The 23,011-nt window shown below is 46.2% G+C and carries 20 protein-coding genes and 1 tRNA gene; 7 read left to right on the top strand and 14 right to left on the bottom strand.

Annotated elements, in window-relative coordinates; genetic code table 11:
- Window positions 1–388: 388 nt before the first annotated feature.
- Window positions 389–1,639 (bottom strand): serine hydroxymethyltransferase, encoded by a 1,251-nt coding sequence (glyA, locus tag RH45_RS12260; protein WP_008077575.1) that lies wholly within the window; start codon window positions 1,637–1,639, stop codon window positions 389–391.
- Between the two features lie 343 nt (window positions 1,640–1,982).
- Between glyA and RH45_RS12255 the strand changes: the two genes are divergently transcribed.
- Window positions 1,983–2,582, top strand: a complete 600-nt coding sequence (locus tag RH45_RS12255; protein ID WP_008077574.1) for a YitT family protein — start codon at window positions 1,983–1,985, stop codon at window positions 2,580–2,582.
- Between the two features lie 83 nt (window positions 2,583–2,665).
- Here RH45_RS12255 and vexH read toward each other — a convergent pair whose 3' ends face one another.
- Both vexH and RH45_RS12245 read right to left on the bottom strand, forming a co-directional pair.
- A complete protein-coding gene (vexH, locus tag RH45_RS12250) occupies window positions 2,666–5,788 on the bottom strand; it encodes a vibriobactin export RND transporter permease subunit VexH (RefSeq protein WP_008077573.1) in 3,123 nt (1,040 codons plus the stop codon).
- Window positions 5,788–6,858, bottom strand: coding sequence for an efflux RND transporter periplasmic adaptor subunit (locus tag RH45_RS12245; protein ID WP_039958574.1), 1,071 nt, complete (start codon window positions 6,856–6,858; stop codon window positions 5,788–5,790). Before RH45_RS12245 ends, vexH begins: the two co-directional genes overlap by 1 nt.
- A 285-nt stretch (window positions 6,859–7,143) precedes the next feature.
- On the opposite strand from RH45_RS12245, the gene RH45_RS12240 reads away from it, so the two are divergent.
- A tRNA-Tyr gene (locus RH45_RS12240) sits at window positions 7,144–7,228 on the top strand.
- A gap of 138 nt (window positions 7,229–7,366) precedes the next feature.
- Here RH45_RS12240 and treC read toward each other — a convergent pair.
- The 5 genes from treC to gmhB form a co-directional block, all read right to left on the bottom strand.
- The gene (gene treC, locus RH45_RS12235; protein WP_008077571.1) at window positions 7,367–9,049 is read right to left on the bottom strand and encodes an alpha,alpha-phosphotrehalase; all 1,683 of its coding nucleotides are present in this window, start codon (window positions 9,047–9,049) and stop codon (window positions 7,367–7,369) included.
- A gap of 83 nt (window positions 9,050–9,132) precedes the next feature.
- Complete coding sequence (gene treB, locus RH45_RS12230; protein WP_008077570.1) at window positions 9,133–10,557, bottom strand: PTS trehalose transporter subunit IIBC; 1,425 nt, start codon at window positions 10,555–10,557, stop codon at window positions 9,133–9,135.
- A gap of 206 nt (window positions 10,558–10,763) precedes the next feature.
- The gene (gene treR, locus RH45_RS12225; protein WP_008077569.1) at window positions 10,764–11,711 is read right to left on the bottom strand and encodes a trehalose operon repressor TreR; all 948 of its coding nucleotides are present in this window, start codon (window positions 11,709–11,711) and stop codon (window positions 10,764–10,766) included.
- 66 nt (window positions 11,712–11,777) lie between these two features.
- The gene (locus tag RH45_RS12220) at window positions 11,778–12,122 is read right to left on the bottom strand and encodes an MliC family protein (RefSeq protein ID WP_008077568.1); all 345 of its coding nucleotides are present in this window, start codon (window positions 12,120–12,122) and stop codon (window positions 11,778–11,780) included.
- A 46-nt stretch (window positions 12,123–12,168) separates the two neighbouring features.
- A complete protein-coding gene (gmhB, locus tag RH45_RS12215) occupies window positions 12,169–12,720 on the bottom strand; it encodes a D-glycero-beta-D-manno-heptose 1,7-bisphosphate 7-phosphatase (RefSeq protein ID WP_008077567.1) in 552 nt (183 codons plus the stop codon).
- A 223-nt stretch (window positions 12,721–12,943) separates the two neighbouring features.
- Here gmhB and metN point away from each other — a divergent pair, with 223 nt between their 5' ends.
- The 3 genes from metN to metQ are packed head-to-tail and all read left to right on the top strand — an operon-like array spanning window position 12,944 to window position 15,486.
- Window positions 12,944–13,978 (top strand): methionine ABC transporter ATP-binding protein MetN, encoded by a 1,035-nt coding sequence (gene metN / locus RH45_RS12210; RefSeq protein ID WP_008077566.1) that lies wholly within the window; start codon window positions 12,944–12,946, stop codon window positions 13,976–13,978.
- Complete coding sequence (locus RH45_RS12205; RefSeq protein WP_008077565.1) at window positions 13,968–14,645, top strand: methionine ABC transporter permease; 678 nt, start codon at window positions 13,968–13,970, stop codon at window positions 14,643–14,645. The genes metN and RH45_RS12205 overlap by 11 nt, the downstream gene beginning before the upstream one ends.
- Before the next feature lie 31 nt (window positions 14,646–14,676).
- Complete coding sequence (gene metQ, locus RH45_RS12200; protein WP_008077564.1) at window positions 14,677–15,486, top strand: methionine ABC transporter substrate-binding lipoprotein MetQ; 810 nt, start codon at window positions 14,677–14,679, stop codon at window positions 15,484–15,486.
- A 44-nt stretch (window positions 15,487–15,530) separates the two neighbouring features.
- On the opposite strand, the gene RH45_RS12195 is transcribed toward metQ, so the two are convergent.
- The 4 genes from RH45_RS12195 to RH45_RS12180 form a co-directional block, all read right to left on the bottom strand.
- Window positions 15,531–16,313, bottom strand: a complete 783-nt coding sequence (locus tag RH45_RS12195; protein ID WP_008077562.1) for a substrate-binding periplasmic protein — start codon at window positions 16,311–16,313, stop codon at window positions 15,531–15,533.
- Window positions 16,314–16,533: 220 nt separating this feature from the next.
- Window positions 16,534–18,120 (bottom strand): AbgT family transporter, encoded by a 1,587-nt coding sequence (locus RH45_RS12190; RefSeq protein ID WP_008077561.1) that lies wholly within the window; start codon window positions 18,118–18,120, stop codon window positions 16,534–16,536.
- 231 nt (window positions 18,121–18,351) lie between these two features.
- Window positions 18,352–18,477, bottom strand: coding sequence for a type B 50S ribosomal protein L36 (gene ykgO, locus RH45_RS12185; RefSeq protein WP_004744821.1), 126 nt, complete (start codon window positions 18,475–18,477; stop codon window positions 18,352–18,354).
- A complete protein-coding gene (locus tag RH45_RS12180; protein WP_008077560.1) occupies window positions 18,478–18,738 on the bottom strand; it encodes a type B 50S ribosomal protein L31 in 261 nt (86 codons plus the stop codon).
- A gap of 118 nt (window positions 18,739–18,856) precedes the next feature.
- On the opposite strand from RH45_RS12180, the gene tsaA reads away from it, so the two are divergent.
- Together tsaA and RH45_RS12170 are read left to right on the top strand one after the other, a co-directional pair.
- Complete coding sequence (tsaA, locus tag RH45_RS12175) at window positions 18,857–19,552, top strand: tRNA (N6-threonylcarbamoyladenosine(37)-N6)-methyltransferase TrmO (RefSeq protein WP_008077559.1); 696 nt, start codon at window positions 18,857–18,859, stop codon at window positions 19,550–19,552.
- Between the two features lie 109 nt (window positions 19,553–19,661).
- A complete protein-coding gene (locus RH45_RS12170) occupies window positions 19,662–21,377 on the top strand; it encodes a proline--tRNA ligase (protein WP_008077558.1) in 1,716 nt (571 codons plus the stop codon).
- Between the two features lie 89 nt (window positions 21,378–21,466).
- Here RH45_RS12170 and RH45_RS12165 read toward each other — a convergent pair whose 3' ends face one another.
- A complete protein-coding gene (locus tag RH45_RS12165) occupies window positions 21,467–22,312 on the bottom strand; it encodes a class II glutamine amidotransferase (RefSeq protein ID WP_008077557.1) in 846 nt (281 codons plus the stop codon).
- Window positions 22,313–22,378: 66 nt separating this feature from the next.
- Window positions 22,379–22,963, bottom strand: coding sequence for a D-sedoheptulose 7-phosphate isomerase (gene lpcA, locus RH45_RS12160; protein ID WP_008077556.1), 585 nt, complete (start codon window positions 22,961–22,963; stop codon window positions 22,379–22,381).
- Window positions 22,964–23,011 lie beyond the last annotated feature (48 nt).

Genomic DNA, 23,011 nt, shown 5'->3' with positions numbered 1-23,011 from the left:
ACCGTTCTTTCGAGAATCGTAACCCCATACTGTTTTTCTAAGTAACCATTAGGGCTGTCTTCCGGCTGGCTTGTAAGACGGATATCCATCTCAATCTGCTTGCCTACCAGCTTAGTTAAGTTCTCTTTGGTTGGTCGCATTCAACTCTCCCTTTATGAATTCACCAAGATTAACCGTCTTATAAAGTCTAACTAGCCATTATTCAACATCGATTCCAAAATGATGGGACAAGGGTAGAATTTCCAGAAACTACTGAGTGCAAAAGAAAATTTAGTGCTACGCGATACAGTAATAATGGAGAATGGCATAAATTGATATTTAGCCAAGCAAAAACATTGCACACAAAAAAGCCCCTACAAAGAGGGGCTTTAAATAATGCGAAAAGCAATTAAGCGTAAACAGGAAGACGCTTACAGATTTCCAGTACTTTCGCTTTGGTTGCTTCGATAACTTGCTCGTTGCCGATGTTATCTAGAACGTCACACATCCAGTTTGCTAGTTCAGTTGCGTCTGCTTCAGTGAAACCACGGCGAGTGATTGCTGGAGAACCTACGCGGATACCTGAAGTAACGAATGGGCTACGTGGGTCGTTTGGTACTGAGTTCTTGTTTACTGTGATGTTTGCTGCACCTAGTGCTGCGTCTGCATCTTTACCTGTGATGTCTTTATCGATGAGATCAACTAGGAACAGGTGATTTTCCGTACCGTTAGAAACGATTTTGTAACCACGCTCTTGGAACTGAGCAACCATCGCTTTTGCATTCTTAACAACGCGTGCTTGGTACTCTTTGAACTCTGGTTCCATTGCTTCTTTGAACGCTACCGCTTTACCTGCGATTACGTGCATAAGTGGACCACCTTGACCGCCAGGGAATACTGCTGAGTTCAGCTTCTTGTACATCTCTTCGCCAGCGTTAGACAAGATTAGACCACCACGTGGACCTGCTAGTGTTTTGTGCGTTGTTGTTGTCACAACGTGCGCGTGTGGTACTGGCGTTGGGTAAACACCTGCCGCGATAAGACCAGCAACGTGAGCCATATCTACGAATAACCAAGCACCTGCTTTGTCTGCGATTTCACGCATGCGAGCCCAATCAACGATTTGCGAGTAAGCTGAGAAACCACCGATGATCATCTTTGGTTTGTGCTCTAGAGCAAGTTGCTCCATTTCATCGTAGTTGATTTGACCAGCTTCATCGATACCGTAAGGAATAACGTTGTAGTGCTTACCAGAGAAGTTTACTGGTGAACCGTGAGTCAGGTGACCACCGTGTGCAAGGCTCATACCTAAAACGGTATCGCCTGGGTTAAGCAAAGCCATGTAAACAGCGCTGTTAGCCTGTGAGCCTGAGTGAGGCTGTACGTTCGCGTATTCACATCCAAACAGTTCACACGCGCGATCAATCGCAAGAGCTTCAGCTTTATCTACGTACTCACAACCACCGTAGTAGCGCTTGCCTGGGTAACCTTCAGCGTACTTGTTTGTCAACTGAGAACCTTGCGCTTCCATTACACGTGGGCTGGTGTAGTTTTCAGAAGCGATAAGTTCAATGTGTTCTTCCTGGCGAAGAGTTTCTTCCTGGATTGCTGCGAACAGTTCCGCATCGTAATCTGCGATGTTCATATCACGCTTAAGCATCTGTATCTCCTGACTCAGATTTAGACTGAAATTGGCGAAAAACCTGTTTATGACACTAACGCAAACGTTTGCATCAAGCTAATGACGCGCATTCTACATAAATTGATCTAGCTCATAAAGAGAAAAATTCATTTTTTCTCATGCAGATTTTTCATGATGTCTTTCGAGGATTGTCATAATAACCCTTTTTACGACTCTGTGCGTAGCAAGTGTCAAATCTGACCTTTACACCCCGTAAAACGATAATTACATAGGTTTACCTTAAATTTGCCCTTCAAGCTACCGAAATCCTTATTTTTTAAATAGTATGCACGCCATTATTTACTAGTTAAATTTCAAATTGATGGAAAAACACTCACGACGAGAAGATTGGGTTGCCATTTTAACAGGTACGTTTTTAGTCACCCAAGGGGTCTTCTTTTTACAATCAGCCTCACTGCTCACCGGAGGAACGACGGGGTTAGCTCTACTAGTCAGCCAGTTTGTCTCAATTTCGTTCGGTACCCTCTATTTTATCGCGAATTGTCCTTTTTACTTGTTGGCGTGGAAGCGCTTTGGGGCGCGATTTGCGTTTAATAGTGCGATTTCAGGAGCATTGGTGTCGATATTTGCCGATCACCTGTACCTAGTGATCAGTCTCGACACCATCAATGAAGTGTATTGCGCAGTCGCTGGGGGCTTACTCATGGGATTGGGTATGTTGATCTTATTCCGTCATCGCTCAAGCCTAGGCGGTTTCAACGTGCTGTGTCTCTTTATTCAAGACAAGTTTGGCATCTCAGTTGGTAAGTCTCAGCTGGCAATTGATATGTGTATATTGTTCGCTTCTTTCTTCTTTGTTTCGCCAAAAGTGATCGGACTATCGATTCTTGGCGCGATTGCATTGAACTTAGTATTGGCAATGAACCACAAGCCGACGCGGTACAGTGTCAATTACGGCTAATAATGAAAAACAAAAGGGTTGGTAGTGAGTACCAACCCTTTTTCGTCAGAGTTCCTATACGGCACTATCTCTGCCGTTCATTATTAGCTAAGTTCTCCATGCGACGAGCGCGCTTTTACGTCGTGGCTCAGCTCTCGATTCAATTCAGCTTCTACATGGCCCGGCGCTTGCGTACTGGCCGAAATCAAGCGATACATCGCAGGGATAACAAACAAGGTCACCAAGGTAGCGAACCCCATTCCAAAGAAAATCACCGTACCCACAGCCACTCGGCTCTCATAGCCAGCCCCTGTAGAAATAATCAGAGGAATGGCACCAGCCAAGGTAGTAAATGCCGTCATCATGATTGGACGCAAACGACGTGCAGAAGCATCAATAATCGCTTTTTCAAACTCTATACCTCGGTCGCGAAGCTGGTTGGCAAACTCAACAATCAAGATGCCGTTTTTGGTCACCATGCCAATCAACATGATCATACCTATCTGGCTGTAGATATTGAGCCCCTGATTCATAAAGAATAAACCAAGGAACCCGCCAAATACGCCCATAGGAACCGTAAACATCACGACCAATGGGTTGATAAAGCTTTCAAACTGAGCGGCAAGAACAAGATAAGCCACCAGTAATGCCAGTGCAAAAACAAGCAGAATACTCGACTGGTTTTCTTTGTAATCCTTCGATTCGCCCGAGTAACTCACTGAGATATCGCCGGGTAACAACTCGATGGCTTGCTGGTCAAGATAATCGAGCGCTTCACCCAATGTATAGCCATCTGAAAGGTTGGCCGTGATTGTCACCGCCTTCTGCTTATTGTAGTGAGACAAACGGATGGAAGACGCTACCTCTTCTATCTTGGTAACAGCATCGAGAGTGACCAGCTCGCCAGACGACGTACGCATGTAGATCTGACTTAAATCCGATGCGTTATTAAAGCTGTCTTCATCACCACGAAGGTAAACGTCGTACTCTTCACCACGCTCAACATACGTCGTTTCACTCTTACCGCCCAGCATGATCTCCAAGGTGTCTGAGATGTCTGACACACTGATTCCTAGCTCCGCTGCTCGTTGCTTGTCAACGGTCACCACCAGCTCAGGTGTTTTCTCTGAGTAGTTGATATCCGCACCTTCCATAAATGGAGACTCTTCCGCTAGCTGTTCGAGCTTTTCCGCCCATTGTTTTAGCTCTGGATAATCACTGCCTCCCAGAACAAACTGAACAGGCTCACTTGAGCCGCCTCTAAAACCTGGCATGAAAGGAATCACACGGACATCTGCCATTCCAGAGAGCGCTTTTCTTACTTGGCCTAATGCCTGTTGAGCCGTAACATCGCGATCATTCCAGTCCTCCAGAATCATTATAACGAATCCCGTTTGGTCACCTGCATTGCCACCAAATGCCGGAGATTGGATGCTGAATGACTTTAAGAAACCTTGGCCTAACAACGGCATCAATCGCTCTTCAACGATATCCATATTCGCGGCCATTCGGTTGTAACTGGTCGCATCCGCTCCTCGAACAAAAGCAAAGATAACGCCTCGGTCTTCAGACGGTGTGAGCTGAGCAGGGACTTGCTGCATCAACCCCCAGCTTCCGCCGATACAAGACAAAATAATAAGTGGCGCAGCCCACTTCCATTTCAGCGCACCCGCCAACATTTTTCGGTACGCCTTTTCCAATCGACCAAACATGCGATCCACAAAGCGATTGAAGCGGTTAGGTTTCACATTCGCTTTAAGCAATTTACTGCCCAGCACAGGGGTGAGCGTTAATGCGATTAAAGAAGAAAAAATCACCGACATCGCAAGCAATACCGAAAACTCGGTAAACAGCAAGCCAACCATTCCATCCATGAAAGAGATCGGTAAGAACACCATCACCAGGACCAAGGTTGTCGCGATAACCGCGAAGCCGACTTCTCGAGTTCCTTTGTAGGCCGCCAGCAGAGGCTTCTCCCCGTTTTCAATATGATGGAAGATGTTCTCAACCACCACAATGGCATCGTCAACCACCAAGCCAATGGATAAGATCAGCGCCATTAGTGTGATGAGGTTGATCGAAAAACCAAAGTAGTAAGCGGCAATAAACGACGATATCAAGGATACGGGTACAGTCACCGCTGGAATTAACGTCGCTCGAACCTGACCGATAAAGATGTACAGAACCAGAATGACCAAACCACCAGTGATAAACAGCGTGCTGTACACTTCTGCGATGGACCGCTCAATAAACACCGTTGAATCGTAATCGATGGCTAAGCGAGTTCCTTCAGGCAAAAATTGCTGAATGTCTTCAACTTGCTTATGCACTAAATCAGCAACTTCAAGTGGGTTCGCGTCTGACTGAGGCACAATTCCCATACTTACATTGACGACCCCATCACTTTTAAAGGTCGAATTTTCATTTTCAGCGCCAATATACACATCGGCCACATCTTTTAGATAGATTGGCGAATTGTCACTGCCCCTCTTTACCACTAGGTACTCAAAGTCTTCGGCTTGGTTATAGCTACGCGCAGTCCGAACCGACATAACGATCTGATCATTGCGAACCTCACCACCCGGACTTTCGATGTTTTCGCTGCGCAGTGCCGAAGTAATGTCAGACGTTGTAACACCACGTCCTGCCATTTGATCTGGCTTTAACTTAACGTACATTACTTTGTACAAGCCACCAGATATATCCACTGAGCTGACACCCGATATGAGACTAAATCTGTCCATCAGTACCCTTTCGACATAGTCCGTCAACTGGGTGCGGTCCATTTCTGAAGAGCTTAAGTTGATGTACAGCGAAGCCTCACCGGAACCATTGTTTTTAAATACAATAGGATCGTCGGCTTCATCGGGCAGCGAGCGTTGGGCTCTGGCGACCGCATCTCGTACATCGCTAACTCCGGTGTTAAGGTCATAACCCAGCTCAAAGGTAATCGTGATTCTTGAACTGCTGTTACGCGTAGTTGAAGAGATCTCGTCAATGCCACTGATGCCCGATAACTGGTCCTCCAACACAGAGGTAATCTGGCTTTCGATAATGGTTGCTGAAGCCCCTTCATATCGGGTGCTGATAGAGACAACCGGGCTCTCGATATCCGGCATTTCGCGTACCGCCAGTTTGCTGAACGATACAATACCAAACACACACAACAGTAAACTGAGGACAAGCGCGGCAACTGGCCGCTTCACAGAAACGTCAGACAGCAGCATTATTTATCCGCCTCTTGTTGGCTTTTCGCGACTTTCGGACGGCCATCGCTACCTAGCTCAGCAACCGTTACTCCATTGCGCATATTCACAATACCTTGCACAACGATTTTCTCGCCAATGTCCAAACCTTGATCGATCACAACTTGGTTGCCAACCCTAGCCCCTAACACCACCTGGGTACGCGTCGCGGTGTTGTCGTCACCAACCACGTAAACGTATCGCTTGGTTCCTGAATATTCCAGGGCCTGTACCGGAATGATCGGCGCTTCAATGGCTGGAAAATCCATATCTGCAGAAACCAACATCCCTGGTTTTAGCTGTTGTGTTGGGTTGTCAAAGTGAATACGGACTCTTAGGTTGAGGGTTTCTTGATTGATGCGAGAATCAATGCCGACCACTTCACCTTCAAAACTGGCTCCGGGCCACGCAGCACTGTTTGCAATGACCTTCATTCCACGAGAAAGCTGCGATAGGTAGCGCTCTGGTACTTGTAAATCGAGTTGCATCACAGACAGGTCATCCAGTGACAGCAATTCTGTCCCCGCACTGACCAATTTTCCGCGGCTAAAGTCAATAAACCCTACCGTGCCAGCAAAGGGGGCGGAAATGTGTAAGTCTTTCAGATTGGCATTAGCCGCATCTAGCCTTGCACTGGCAATATCAACGCTGGTTTTCTGAGCATCAATTTCAGTTTGAGTGATCGCGTTACGCTTGACCAAGCGTTCAAACTCTTTCAATTTACGCTGCTCATCTTTCAAATAGGCTTGCGCTTCTGCAACCGCTGCACGCGCTTTATCGTCGTTTAGCTGAATCAACAGTTGCCCTTTTGTCACGTCCTGATTCGCTTTAACCGCGATGACATCGACCTTGCCGGCCACCTCTGGCGAGATAATAACCGACTGCTCAGCTTCAAGCTTTCCGACAAGAGAAAGAGATTGGGATACTTGATGGGTTTGCACTTGTTCGGTAACAACAGTTACCACAGAAGGTCCCTGCCTTTTGGCGATTGCCGTGGGTGTCGCTGCAAGGATAGATAGAGAAAGAAGACTCAGAACAATTTTACTTTTCATGTTGGCATTCTGCATGGATAAACTCGAGTTATTGTAGCCCTTTATACGCAATACAAACGTCAAGTAATGTAAAGAGGATTAAAATTTCTGTAAGCAAAGCCGTTGATTGTTTGAGCTTAATGGTCATTTCCTACCAGCTTTGCCCAAAAAGGCACCATTCAGTTCAAAATTATAAGAAAACGCTTTACAGCTTGAGCGAGTTTGCTATGATTCGCTCCGCACTTGAGAGATGTGTTGGGAAAACATCACTTAAGCTTATTCCACTAGAGAATAAGAAAACACCCTGGAGGGGTTCCCGAGTGGCCAAAGGGATCAGACTGTAAATCTGCTGGCACTGCCTTCGATGGTTCGAATCCGTCCCCCTCCACCATATACAGAAAACCAGCTCATTGAGCTGGTTTTTTTGTATCTGAATTTTGTACCTTAAACTTGAACACGTTCCCCTATTTCTATTGCCTACAAAAAAGCCCCGACAAAATGTCGAGGCGCTAACTAACTATAGGGGGTGTTAGTTACTTAAAAGGATAATACGTGTTTCGTATGGTCGCAAAACTTGATGCTGCGACACCGCCTGCTCAGCAAGGTCATAGTTACCCAATACATAATGCGCACTTGCGCAATCAAACTGCTCAGGCAACACGCACTCGGTCTCTTCGCCGTAATAGTTATTCAGACAGATCAAAGTTTGATTCTCTGATTGGCGCTGATAACCAAATACTGCTGAATGTTGCGGGTAAAGATCCACATAGTTACCAGTGGTGATCACCTCAATCTCTTTACGTAATTTGATCAATCGTTGATAGAAATAGAATACCGAATTCTCATCTGCCACCGCATTGTCCGCATTGATCTCACGGTAATTACTCGCGACCTCTAACCAAGGCTGTCCACTTGAAAAACCAGCGAACTCCGTATCATTCCATTGCATCGGCGTTCGAGAGTTATCACGAGATTTCTGTGCCAGTATCGCGATCATTTCCTCATGATCGACACCTTGCTGATTAACCATGATGTCGTACATGTTGGTACTTTCTACGTCACGATATTGCTCAATAGACGTATAACCTGGGTTGGTCATCCCGATCTCTTCACCTTGATAGATGTACGGCGTACCTTGCATCATGTGTACAGAAGCCCCCAGCATTTTGGCTGCTTCAACGCGATAAGCTTGATCATTTCCGAGTCGACTGACCACACGTGGTTGGTCGTGGTTACACCAGAACAACGCTCCCCAACCTTTTCCATTAAGACCCGTTTGCCAATGATTGAAGATCTGTTTTAGCTGTAAGAAATCGAATGGGGCTTTCGTCCACTTTTCACCATTTGGATAATCCACTTTAAGGTGATGGAAGTTGAACACCATAGATAACTCTTTGTTATCTAGAGAAGAGTACTGCTGACAATGTTCCAGGGTGGTAGAAGACATCTCACCCACAGTCACGCTACCGTACTTCTGAAACACGGCTTGGCTAATCTCTTGCAAATACTCATGCACTCGCGGCCCGTCAGTATAAAAGCGTCGTCCATCACCGATGTCATCACTTGGGAAGTCTTGCTGCTTAGAAATGAGATTAATCACGTCCAAGCGGAATCCGTCTACCCCCTTTTCTGCCCAAAAGCTGATCACTTCTTTAACCTCAGCACGGACTTGCGGGTTTTCCCAGTTTAAGTCGGCTTGCTCTCTGGCGAACAAGTGCAGGAAATACTGCCCCGTTTGTTGATCAAGCTCCCATGCACTGCCACCAAACTTGGATTGCCAGTTATTAGGGACATCGCCCTCGACAGGATCTTTCCAAATATAGTAGTCGCGATATGGACTGTTCTTGTCTCCCAAAGCAGATTGGAACCATTTGTGCTCTGTTGAGGTGTGGTTGACAACGATATCCATAATAATTCGAATACCGCGTTGATGTGCTTGGGACAACAGCAAGTCAAAATCTTCCATGCTGCCAAAATCAGGGTTAATCGCGTAGTAGTCCGAGATATCATAACCATTATCAATCATCGGCGATTGGTACACAGGTGTTAACCAAATCGCATCAACACCGAGCAGTTTTAGGTAATCAAGCTTAGAAATAATGCCTTGGATATCTCCAGTCCCTTGGCTTCCACTGTCGCAAAAGCTCTTAGGGTATATCTGATAGATAGAGGCGGTTTTCCACCAATTTGCGTCGTTAGTGATGACAGTCATTTCTAAACTCACTTACCAAAAAAGGAATCTTAAAAAGAAGTGGCGACTTTATTTGCCGCCACTCAAAAATAGGTTGAATGTTGTTAAGCGTTCGCTGTTTCTAGCTCGCCTTTGGATTCTGCACGTTTGTAGAAGAACAGAGTCAATGCAGCTGGAAGGGCTATCGCGACTAGCATTGCGATGGCATAGATACCCCAGAACTGTGGTTGAATCGATAGGATGCCTGGCAGACCACCAACACCGATACCGTTGGCCATTACGCCAGCACTACCACAAATTGCCGCTGCGATTGCACTACCAATCATTGCGCTCAACATTGGGAATTTGTACTTAAGGTTGATGCCGTACATCGCTGGCTCAGTCACACCTAAATAAGCAGAGATAGCAGCGGGTACCGAAATGTCTCGTTCACCATGCTTTTTGCTGATAATGATGATGCCAACAACCGCCGATGCTTGAGCGATATTTGAAAGTGCAATCAAAGGCCAGATTGGTGTACCACCCAAGTCTTGCATGAGTTGCAGGTCTACCGCGTTGGTCGTGTGGTGAATACCAGTGATAACTAAAGGTGCGTATAGGAAACCAAATACCATTGAACCAATAACGGCGAAATCACCCGTCATTGCTGCTTTCGCGGCGAATGCCACACCATCACCCAGTACGCGGCCAAATGGGCCAATGAGCGAGTGCGCGAGGACAACAGAAAGAATGATAGAGACAAATGGCACAACCACTAGGTAAAGGTACGATGGAACGATGCGCTTTAAGTTCGTCTCAATAAACGCCAACGCAACACCTGCAAGCATGGCTGGAATGACCTGCGCTTGATAGCCAACTTTCTCAATCACAAACAAACCAAAGTCCCACGCCTCAGGTACTTGTTTACCAATCAGATAGGCATTCATTAGTTGTGGTGACACCAGAGTTACACCCAATGTGATACCGAGAATCGGCGTTCCGCCAAGCTTCTTCACGGTAGACCAACACACACCAACCGGTAGGAAGAAGAAAATCGCTTCACCAATTAGCCACAAGAAGCTGTGGACAGTCGCCCAAAATTGGCTGATTTCAGTCAGTGACTGACCATCAAACATCTTGATGTCACCAATCACATTACGGAAACCTAGGATGAGACCACCCGTGATGATCGCAGGAAGCAGTGGTACAAAAATTTCAGCTAAATGGGAGATGCCACGCTCTAGGATGTTCATGTTCTGACGCGCAGCCAATTTGGCTTCATCTTTCGACGCGGCCTTTTGCCCAGTCAGCTCAATCAACACCTTATAAACTTCATCGACTTCGGTACCAATCACCACTTGGAATTGGCCAGCATTGGTAAAGCAACCTTTCACCATAGGCAGAGCTTCAAGCTCTTTCTCACTGGCTTTTTCTGTGTCATTCAACACAAAGCGAAGACGTGTTAAACAGTGGCTTACACTCGCGATGTTGTCGCGTCCACCGACTAACTCAATCAGACGCTCCACATCGTGTTTCGCAATCTTACTCATATCCATGTCCACCCTAATTGGATTCTCATTTTGTCTTGTTCAAATATCAGACTTTTAAACTGACTCGATTCGGTTTCTTATAATTATGGGAATGTTCCCATTTGTGTTCATTATATTGTCAGATCTAATATCAGATAAAAATGGGAACAGTCCCATTAATTGAATGAGATCACAGTATAATTTTAATTCACTTTGAAAATAATGACTTAGTGAAGTACTGGGCGTTGAGTAATATGAACCAGCTCAGACTCGCCATTTATGTGAGAGATCAATAGGTTAGCAGCTCTTTCTCCGGCAGTGGCATAACCGGGGTCGATACTGAATACATTCGGGAAAAGAAACGAGAGCAACTCATTGCCCCCAACACCTGTCACTATCACCTCTTCTCGATCCAACTCTTGAAGGCGTTTAATAACCCCAAGAGCTAAGGTATCACTGGCGCAAACAATCGCTTGGGTACCCGCTTTTAGGACTTTATCAACCAAGGCATAAGCACTTTCATGATCTAAGTGGCCTGTTTGGTAGCAAGGTGTCAGTGCTTTGTGTTGGCACCACTCTAAATAAGCATCGAGGCGAAGTTGCCCTGTCGTTCTATCGCTAGGATCAACCCCGATAAAGGCGATATCCGTTAATGACTGCTGCTCTAAGTGGTCTAATGCTTGGGTGATCACCCCTCTGTTGTCATAGTTGATTGAAGACACCACGTCGGTGTCCATGGCGATCACGACACTTTTGTTCTGCCAGCTTTTCAAACGTTCGATATCGAAATCACTGAAACCAAACACGATTACCCCATCGACATTACGCTTTTTCAGCACTTCGAGGTGTTCATTGGTTTTGCTGCGATCAAACTGGCTCTCCATAATAACAACATCATAGCCGGCGGCGTAGAGCGTATTGAGCATACTGCCAACCGCACGATTTTCTGACGGAGAATCAAGACGAGAAATGATCACTCCAACAACCTTTTGGCTGCCACCACGCATCGCCTGAGCAGATTTAGAGGGGACATAACCGGATTCTTGAATCACCTGCTCCACTTTAGCACGCGTTGCAGGTTTAACTTTCGGATCATTGGTTAGCACCCGGGATACCGTGGATTTCCCAACCCCAGATAGCTTGGCAATATCAAGAATGGTTAATTTTTTACTCATAAATAACGGAGATTCTCGCGATAGTAATACAGAGGGAGCCGCAGCCCCCAGTGGGATGTCGAGTGGCTAATCGACAATTTGACAGTTTTTATAGATCACTCGGCCAAGCTCTAAACGCGCATCCGCCCCCTTGGTAAACAAGGTCACGGGATTAATTTTCTCTGCAGTTCCATCGTCTAGAATGTATTTGGTACCAGAGCCTGACGGAACTTGAATCAGACGGTAACGCGTCTCTGATAACAAAAGTAACGCTTTGTTCTGGGATGGCATATACCCTACTTGAAATGCTTTTGCGGAGTCACACTGATACTGAGTGAACTCGCCCGTAAAGTCGGTGGATTCCAGCGCGGATTGCGAACATCCAAACAGCGTAATGCTTGCAGCGATCAAAAGTAACATACGATATTTCATGGCTACCTCCAAACGTAAAGGGTCGCACTCGGCGACCCTTTCACATTTATTTTGCCAGATAGGCTGGTACTTCTTTGATGCTATCTAATACTGTCGTAGCCAAGGCCTCACCTTGCTCAGTGACGGGTTTACCCGTACGAACTAATATTTTAGTGCCAACACCCGCCGCTTCAGCCGCCATCATATCTTCCGCTTTATCACCAACCATCACTGAGTTGGCCATGTCAATTTTCAGAAAATCACGAGCCGAATTGAACATACCTGGCTTGGGCTTACGACATTCACACTCTTCTTTGTATTTGCCTAAACCATGTTCTGCGTGGTGCGGGCAGTAGTAGATACCATCGAATTCAACACCATTGTCGACGAAATTCCAGTCCATCCATTGGGTCAATGATAAGAAGCGGTCTTCACTAAACTTGCCACGTGCGATTCCGGACTGATTGGTAATTAAAACAAGCAAGTACCCCATCTCTTGGAACTTCTTGGTCGCTTCAAAAACGCCATCAATAAACTCGAAATCGTGCTCGTCATGCACATAGCCGTGGTCGACATTAATCACGCCATCACGATCTAAAAAGACTGCTGGTTTAGCCAAAATTTGCTTCTCTATTTACTGGTTGTACTAAGAATTATTGCACGCTTTATTTCTTTCATCACTATCTAATTACCAATCGATAGAGCAAAATAACCATTTAGACGTCTAGACGTAAAAATATCTATTGACAGAAATCAGACGAAACCATAGCATCATCTACTAAATGAGATGTAGTTCAAAATTATCTACTGCTGCCAAACAAATCTGATTAGCGAGTTTCTCGATGATTGAAATTAATCAAGTCAACAAGGTTTTCTATCAAGGTACAAAGGAAATAAATGCCTTGAAAGACATTAACCTCTCTATTCCTCAAGGAACGATTTTCGGCGTTATCGGCTCGTCTGGAGCAGGGAAAAGCACTCTTATTCGTTGTGTGAACATGCTAGAAGCACCAACCAGTGGTTCGATTGTTGTCGATGGTGTCGATCTGACTAAACTATCCAAGTCTGAACTGAGTAAGACGCGCCGAAATATCGGTATGATTTTCCAGCACTTTAACCTACTTTCTTCACGTACAGTGTTTGATAATGTGGCATTACCGCTTGAGCTAGCTGGTGTAGAAAACAGCAAAATCATCAGCAAAGTGACGGAGCTACTTAAATTGGTTGGCTTGGAAGACAAGCATGAAAGCTACCCTTCAAACCTGAGTGGTGGTCAGAAACAGCGTGTTGCCATTGCGCGTGCTCTGGCATCCGATCCTAAAGTGCTGCTGTGCGACGAAGCGACCAGCGCATTAGATCCCGCAACAACTCAATCGATTCTTGAACTACTCAAAGAGATCAATCGCAAACTCAACATCACCATGCTGCTGATCACGCATGAGATGGATGTGGTGAAAAGCATCTGCCACCAAGTAGCGATCATTGGCGGTGGTGAGTTGGTTGAGAAAGGGACGGTAGGCGAAATCTTTGCCCATCCAAAAACTGATCTTGCCCATCAATTCATTCGTTCTACTTTGGATTTGTCTATTCCTGAAGACTATCAAGCTCGCTTACAGCAAACGCGCGTGGAGGGCAGCTACCCATTGGTGCGTTTAGAGTTTACTGGTGCGACTGTCGACGCCCCTTTGATGACGCAAATTGCACGTAAGTTCAACATAGATGTCAGCATCCTAAGCTCCGATCTTGATTACGCCGGTGGCGTAAAGTTCGGCATGATGGTCGCCGAACTCTTTGGTAATGAACAAGATGACAACGCAGCAATCGAGTTTCTGCGCGAACACAATGTAAAAGTAGAGGTGCTTGGTTATGTCCTTTAATACAGTTGCAGAATGGCTCAGCCTGAACGGTAATCTTCTCCTCGGTGCAACTTGGGAAACGCTATACATGGTTGCGGTTGCCGGAATCGTCGGCTTTGCTGTCGGTATTCCGCTTGGCGTGATTCTCCACACCACCAAAAAAGGTGGGTTACTTGAGAACACCAAACTTAACGGTGTGCTCGGCGCAATCGTGAACATTGGTCGCTCAGTCCCTTTCTTAGTGCTTATGGTTGCCATCATTCCTGTGACTAAGCTTTTGGTCGGTACCTTTATTGGCACGACCGCAGCGATCGTACCCTTAACGATTGGTGCAATCCCGTTTGTTGCTCGCCTTATTGAGGGGGCCTTGTTGGAAGTACCAACTGGCTTAGTTGAAGCGGCCCAATCTATGGGGGCAACGCCACTACAAATCATTTCGAAGGTACTGCTTCCTGAAGCAATGCCTACCATTGTCAACTCTGTAACCATTACCTTGGTTACCTTAGTTAGCTACTCAGCGATGGCGGGGACCGTTGGTGGTGGCGGTCTGGGCGATGTTGCGATTCGCTACGGCTTCCACCGTTACGATGTGGTCATTATGGCTGTAACTGTCGTGATGCTGATTGTGCTGGTACAAATTATTCAATCCATAGGTGACGCCATCGTACGCCGCGTTGACCATAGATAAAAATTACTCGATTTATTACAAGGAGAAAGTCATGAAATTCAATCTTAAAGGCCTATTGGCTATTGCTGCCGCTGCATCGGCACTGGTTTTATCTGGTTGTGGCGAACAAGCTGCAGACAACAGCAAGATCAAAGTCGGCGTAATGGCAGGTGCTGAAGCACAAGTTGCGGAAGTGGCTGCAAAAGTAGCAAAAGAGAAATATGGCCTAGACGTTGAACTGGTTACTTTCACAGATTATGTAACACCAAATGCTGCGCTTGACGATGGCTCTATCGACATCAACGCGTTCCAACATAAGCCATACCTAGATCAGCAAGTTGCTGACCGTGGCTACAAACTGACGATCGCTGGCAACACCTTCGTTTACCCAATCGCTGGTTACTCTAAGCAAGTGAAAGCTGTTGATGAAATTCAAGACGGTGCGCGCATTGCTGTACCAAACGATCCAACAAACCTAGGTCGCTCTCTGCTACTACTTGAGCAACAAGGTCTACTTAAACTGCGTGAAAACGTAGGTCTGCTTGCAACAGTACGTGACATCGTTGAAAACCCGAAAAACATCACTATCGTTGAGCTAGACGCTGCACAGCTTCCTCGCTCTCTAGATGATGTTGCGCTTTCAGTCATCAACACGACTTACGCAAGCTCTATCAACCTAACGCCTCAAAAAGATGGTGTATTTGTTGAAGATAAAGAGTCTCCATACGTAAACCTAATCGTGTCTCGTGAAGAGAACCTAAATGCAGAAAACGTGCAAAACTTCGTTAAGTCTTACCAAACAGAAGAAGTGTACAAGGCTGCCTCTGACATCTTCCAAGGCGGTGTCGTAAAAGGTTGGTAATCACCAACGCATTTAGCGAAATATCAAGGGCTGACGTTTATGCGTCAGCCCTTTTCTTTTTTGCGTTCTGCTCTTAAGCGTTCAAAATAAGCATCAATCAGCGCCTCATACCGCCCATCCTGCTTCATCGCGCGTAACACCTGATCAAATTGATCGCGCAACTCTTGTCGGTTCCTCAACTTAGAAAAAGCGATGTAACTTGGGGTCGCCTCGATAGGTGGAGAAAGAATCTCCAGCTCTTGTTCCATCTCCTCACTGGCAAGAATGCTGCGTGCACCAAAGTCATTATTTACCCAAACATCAGCGCGCTCAGCAATCACTAAACGAGCGCAATCTTCGGCCATGTTGCGCCAAAAAATGATACGAAATCGCCTATCCGCCAATAGGGCATCCATTTCCGGCCCATAGCTCACTCGATTGACGGCGCAAATAGCAACATCAGAGACATCACTTTGAACAAAATCAGCACTGCGGATTTGGCTGCCTCTCTTAACCACTAAACTAATGTTTTGTGTAAACAGTACTTGTTGACTGTAATCGGCAAATTTTTCACGGGAAGGCGTCTTAAAGGCTGTAAAAATGGCATCGGAGCGACCAAACTGGACATTGCTAAGAGCGCGAGCCCAAGGCAGGACTTCAATTGAAACCGCGACACCAAGCTCATCAAACACGCTTCCAACCAACTCTATCGCCACCCCTGATAGCTCCCCTTCTTGCTCAACAACATAAGGCGGATAATCTAACGTCACTAGCTCCAGTGGTTTGGCACTCACCCAAAAGGAAAACAAGACAGTGATGAGCAGAGCGGCAGTTTGGTATTTACACATGCAACACAGACAAAGTGAGTGACGGTAACAAACTTAGTACTACTCTGTTGACAGCATAACGCCCACATTGAACGACCATAACCTCTCCCAGTCACCCTCATTACGCTAAGTAAAGTTCAACCTATCAGGTTGTCAAACTGGGCTCAGCGTCATTTGAAGACATCGCAAACGAAAAAGCCGGAGAAAAGGCTCCGGCTTAACATCTTTATCGCTGTCAGATCTATGGCGTGTAGTACGTTGCCGCACCAGGGCCAACAGGTAGACCGAACACGAATACCCATAGGTAGAACAGCAAGCTCCAACCTACAATAAAGCAGATTGAGTATGGCAGCATGGTTGCGATTAACGTACCAATACCTAGGTTCTTCATGTAGCGAGTTGCCACCGCAAGGATAAGGCCAAAGTAACTCATCATCGGCGTAATAATGTTGGTGGTAGAGTCACCAATTCGGTAAGCCGCCTGAATTGTTTCTGGTGCGTAACCAACCAACATAAGCATTGGTACGAAGATTGGTGCCGTTACCGCCCACTGAGCAGAAGCTGAGCCAATCATTAAGTTAATAAAGCCACACATCAGGATAAATGCGAAGAACAGCATTGGACCAGTTAAACCAATTTCCTGCAGGAAGCTTGCACCCGCTACCGCGAATACCTGACCAAAGTTAGTCCACTTGAAGAAAGCAACGAACTGAGCCGCGAAGAAGACCAGTACGATGTACATGCCCATTGAAGACATTGACTTCGCCATTGCATCAATCACATCACGGTCTGTTTTCATTGAACCAGTAACTTTGCCGTACACAAAGCCAGGAATAGCAAAGAAGACAAAGATGAATGCCACGATACTCTTCAAGAAAGGCGAACCTGCGACCGTGCCAGCGTCAGAGCGCAGCACACCGTCTTCAGGAACAATCGTCCAAGCGAGCAACGCAGATACCACAAGGATAGCGAGGCCAGCCAATTTAAGACCTTTTTTCTCAATTGCCGTCAGCTTGCCCATAGAATCGTTAGACAAGTCTTCCGACGCTTCTTCATCATTATATTTGCCCAATTTAGGCTCAACGATTTTCTCGGTAACAAACGCACCAGTAATCGCAATGAAGAAAGTAGAGACGAACATGAAGTACCAGTTAACCTCTGGGCCAACCGTGTAAGTCGGGTCAATCATTTGCGCCGCTGTTTCAGTAATACCTGAAAGCAGAGGATCAACGGTACCGATAAGAAGGTTTGCTGAGTAGCCGCCAGAAACACCAGCAAATGCCGCAGCAAGACCTGCAAGTGGGTGACGACCTAAAGAGTGGAACAACATCGCTGCAAGTGGAATTAAGACCACATAGCCAAGCTCTGATGCTGTATTAGAGATGATACCAGCAAATACAACGGTAACCGTTACCATACGCTTAGATGCGCCCATGACCATGCCGCGCATTGCTGCAGACAATAGGCCTGAGTGTTCAGCGATCGCTACACCGAGCATCGCCACCAAAACGGTGCCTAACGGTGCGAAGCCAACAAAGTTTTTCACTAGATTGGTAACGATAAGCTGTAAGCCATCAGCATTCAGCAAACTGACAACATGAATCATGCCATCTGCTGCGCGGCCCTTAGCCCCTTCAGGACGTGGGTCAACAACTGAGACTTCAAAATATCCGGCGATGCCTGAGGTTACGAGAATCGCAACACAGAAAATGGCAAAAAGCGTGATTGGGTGGGGTAAAAGGTTCCCCAAATACTCAACGGTATCTAGAAAGCGCGTAAATAACGGCTTCTTTGGTGAATTTCGTTTAATCGAAGCAGATGAACTCATCTGTTCCCTCCTTGTAGTTATTCCTGTGCAATTGTGACAAATATGTCAACAAAGCCTGCGCAGGTTACTCGACAAGCAGTATGAAATGAAATCTAAAATGTTACAAAACGTGTAACAAACCGCATTTTTTAACGCTTTTTGCACATAAACCTAGCAATTATAACTGCCATGAAACTTATAAATAGAATTATAATTCATAGATATACAATTCACAGAGCCAATACTTAAGTGCTATTTTTGCACCGCTTTGAATCTTGGATTGGTTTTGCAAATTACGTATAAACGCCCTCTGCGCTTCACTATCTGACAATCCGGATGACGGTTTTTGGCACTTTTAAGAGATTTGACGACTTTCATTTATTCGCCTCCTTTTGCGAACTGACCAAAACGACGTTTAAAGTTTGCCACACGGCCTTCTTGGTGAATGACACGTTGTTTACCGGTATAGAAAGGATGAGATTTAGAGGAGACTTCAATCGTGAAGTACGGGTATGTCTTGCCATCTTTCCACTCAATAGTGCGATCAGTTTGCAATGTAGAACCAATCAAAAAGTACTCATCGATACTGGTATCGTGAAAAACAACGGTTCGGTATTCTGGATGAATGTTAGGTTGCATAGTTACCTCAATATATAAACTGTTATGTTATAACATTTTAAATGTTAATCATTATCATCTGAGAAAGCTAGCTTTTTTTGTGGTACTTTTGCGACATTAACAATGAGAGAGAGAACAAATGTATTCTGTAGAGCCCATCGGTTTTATTGAAAGCCCTTACAAAGAGAAGTTTGCCGTTCCTCGTCAGCCTAGGTTGGTGCCTGCTGCGCGCTCTCGAGTCAAACTATGTGGTGCAGCTAATACCCCAGAATCCGTCAGAGGCTTAGAGCAGTTCTCTCACGTTTGGCTACTGTTTGTGTTTGATAAAAATCTAGACGCGGGATGGAAACCCACTGTCAGGCCACCTCGCTTGGGTGGCAATGAACGGATTGGTGTTTTTGCTTCCCGTTCGACATTCAGGCCAAATGGCATTGGCATGTCTGCAGTTGAAGTCAAAGGCATCAGCAAGCAAGGCGATCAAATCTATGTGGATCTGGGCAACGTAGATCTTGTCGATGGCACCCCCATCATTGATATTAAGCCCTACATCCCCTACTCAGATTCGGTCCCCGAGGCACAAGGTGGTTATGCCGACGATGAACCCGAAACATCACAGGTCGGCTTCTCAGCCCTCTCATTAGCTACGCTCGCCAAGCGCTGTGATACTGACTATGTTAAAACGGTTATCGAACAAGTTCTCGCTCAAGATCCTCGCCCGGCTTACAAGAAAAACAAGCCAGACGACAAGGAATATGCGGTAAATTTGTTCGATCTGAACGTTAAGTTCACGGTATCGGATAACTTAATAACAGTAACTACCATTGAATGCTTTTGACAAAGCCAATTGGCTGATATTATAAGCGGCTAACCATTTTCCCTCCGGGGACTTCCTACTCGGGTCCACTCAGGCTTGAGTTATTAACTTTAATAAACGGATAAATTTAATGCGTACCAGTAATTATCTTCTTTCTACTTTGAAGGAGACTCCAAACGACGCAGAAGTAGTGAGCCACCAGCTCATGCTACGTGCAGGTATGATCCGTAAGCTGGCTTCAGGTCTTTACACCTGGCTACCTACTGGTCTACGTGTACTGCGTAAAGTCGAAAACATCGTTCGTCAAGAGATCGACAATGCAGGCGCAGTCGAAACTTTGATGCCCGTTGTTCAGCCGTTTGAACTATGGGAAGAGACAGGCCGCAGCGAAAAGATGGGTCCTGAACTGCTTCGCTTTACTGACCGTCATACTCGTCCGTTTGTTCTTAGCCCGACCGCTGAAGAAGTGATCACTAGCCTAGTGCGCAATGAAGTGAGCTCTTACAAGCAGTTGCCGCTAAACCTGTACCAAATCCAAACTAAGTTCCGTGATGAACGTCGCCCACGCTTTGGTGTAATGCGTGCTCGTGAGTTCTGCATGATGGATGCGTACAGCTTTGACATCGACAAAGACGGCCTACAAAAGTCTTACGACGCGATGCACGATGCTTACTGTAAAGCGTTTGACCGCATGGGTCTTGAGTACCGTCCAGTATTGGCTGACTCTGGCGCTATCGGTGGTAGTGGCTCGCAAGAGTTCCACGTACTCGCTGAAAGCGGCGAAGACCTAATCGCCTTCTCTACTGAGTCAGATTACGCTGCTAACATCGAAAAAGCAGAAGCTGCTGCGCCGACTGAGGGCCGCGCTGAGCCGACTCAAGAGATGACGCTGGTCGATACGCCAAACGCGAAGACGATTGCAGAGCTCGTCGAGCAATTTGAACTGCCGATCGAGAAAACGGTTAAAACTCTATTCGTTAAAGCATCTGATGACGTCGATGCGGACATCATTGCGCTTATCATCCGTGGTGACCACGAGCTAAACGAAGTGAAGGCAGAGAACCTTCCTCAAGTTGCCGCTCCTCTTGAAATGGCAACAGAAGAAGAAATTCGTGCTCTAATCGGTGCAGGTCCTGGCTCACTAGGCCCAGTCGGTCTTAAACTGCCATTCATCGTAGACCGTACCGTTGCCGTAATGAACGACTTTGGCGCAGGTGCTAACGTCGATGATAAACACTACTTTGGCATCAACTGGGGTCGTGACGTTGAGCTTGGCCAAATTGAAGATCTCCGTAACGTGGTTGAAGGCGATCCTAGCCCATGTGGTCAAGGCACAATCATGCTCAAGCGTGGTATCGAGGTTGGTCACATCTTCCAACTAGGTAAAGCTTACTCAGAAGCAATGAACTGTGGTGTGCTTGGTCCTGACGGCAAAAACGTTATCCTAGAGATGGGTTGTTACGGCATCGGCGTATCTCGTGTTGTTGCTTCGGCTATCGAGCAGAACCACGATAAATACGGCATCATCTGGCCAGATGCACTTGCACCTTTCCAAGTGGCTATCGTGCCAATGAACATGCACAAGTCAGAAGAAGTAAAAGAAGCCGCTGAGAAGCTGTACGCTGAACTGACCGCTATGGGCATCGAAGTGCTATTCGACGACCGTAAAGAGCGCCCAGGTGTAATGTTCTCTGATATGGAGCTTATCGGTATTCCTCACACTATCGTGATTGGCGATCGTTCAATGAAAGAAGGTAACTTCGAGTACAAGAACCGCCGCTCAGGTGAGAAAACTGCAGTAGCGATGACAGATATTGTTGAGCACGTGAAAGCGCAGCTTACTTAAGTTATCACTCAGAAATGCAAAAGGCCGATGGAAACATCGGCCTTTTTTATTGGGTTAACTGCGTTCTCGAAGAGGTAGAAAACCGACTACTATTCCAATGGCTCTGTTGGGGCCTGGCTTGCGACTTTTTTCGGTGCGTAAGCTACATCAAGCAATTCATCTGCGTTGCCATCAATTAACTCACCAAAATGGAAAATGCCAAATTCGCCGGGCTTCATTCGGTGCCAGGTTTCATTTCCAGTAAGAGGTTGAGTGGCGATCACTGACACAATGTCGTTCGGCGTGGTTTCTTCTTGGAAGTTAATTTCGACATCTTCGTCAATCAGGGCCGCTTTGCCAAACGGTGCACGACGAGTGATCCAATACAAATGGTTAGTGCAATAAGTCACAACGTATTCGCCATCGGAGAGCAGCATATTAAATACGCCTTTTTCGCGTAATTTGTCACAGCACTCAGCAACAAAACGGAACACGCCAACCATATCTTGGGGCGGCTCTGGGTATTTATCTTCCATCTGTTTGAGTAACCAACAGAATGATAGCTCACTGTCTGTTTGACCTACCGGACGATGACGACCCGTTTGCAGATCCTGATAATCAGAGAGTTGACCATTGTGAGCAAAGGTCCAATAACGTCCCCATAATTCACGAGTAAAAGGATGTGTGTTTTCGAGGTTGACTCCCCCCCGATTGGCTTGCCGGATATGGCTTACAACGGCACAACTTTTTATCGGGTAATTTTGCACCAGCTCAGCGATCTTTGAATCGCAGCTTGGATTTGGGTCTTTAAAGGTTCGAAAACCTTTTCCCTCATAGAAGGTAATTCCCCAGCCATCACGATGTGGACCAGTGTTACCACCACGTTGCATCAAACCAGTAAAGCTAAAACAAATATCTGTTGGCACATTGGCGCTCATTCCGAGCAATTCACACATTCTTCAACCTTCTCCCTAACGCTCACTAGCGTAATCAAAGCCCACTCAGTTTCGATTACGGCTCGATTAACCCTGTGCTTCCATTTCTTTTTCAATCAACTGAATCACGATATGAATAATCTTGATATGGATCTCTTGAATGCGGTCTGCATAGCCAAAATGGGGAACACGAATTTCAATATCAGCCAATCCGGCCATTTTACCGCCGTCTTTACCCGTCAGCGCGATGGTTTTCATGCCTTTCGCTTGAGCCGCTTCAATCGCCTTTAAGATGTTGCCAGAGTTACCCGATGTGGATAGACCAAACAGCACATCTCCCTTAGCGCCAACAGCTTCGACATAACGAGAAAATACATGATCGTAACCAAAGTCATTACTCACGCACGACAGATGGCTTGGGTCAGAGATAGCAATACCAGGAAAACCCGGGCGATTTTCGCGGTATCGACCTGTAAGCTCTTCAGCAAAATGCATCGCATCACAATGAGAGCCGCCGTTTCCGCAAGAGAGTACCTTGCCACCTTGTTTGAATGAATCTGCGATCATTTTTGCAGCAGCTTCAATCTGAGCAATGTTGCTCTCATCACTTAAAAACTTATTCAGAACGTCAGCAGCTTCAAGCAACTCGCTTTTAATCAGATCTTGGTACATAGGGCTATCTCTAATTATTGTTTGTAAACAGGCACGCTAACGCGTCGC

It is taken from the genome of Vibrio sinaloensis DSM 21326, assembly GCF_000189275.1.
Classification (GTDB): domain Bacteria; phylum Pseudomonadota; class Gammaproteobacteria; order Enterobacterales; family Vibrionaceae; genus Vibrio; species Vibrio sinaloensis.
Note: the sequence above shows the minus strand (reverse complement) of the source record. Positions and strands in the feature narration are given on the sequence as shown.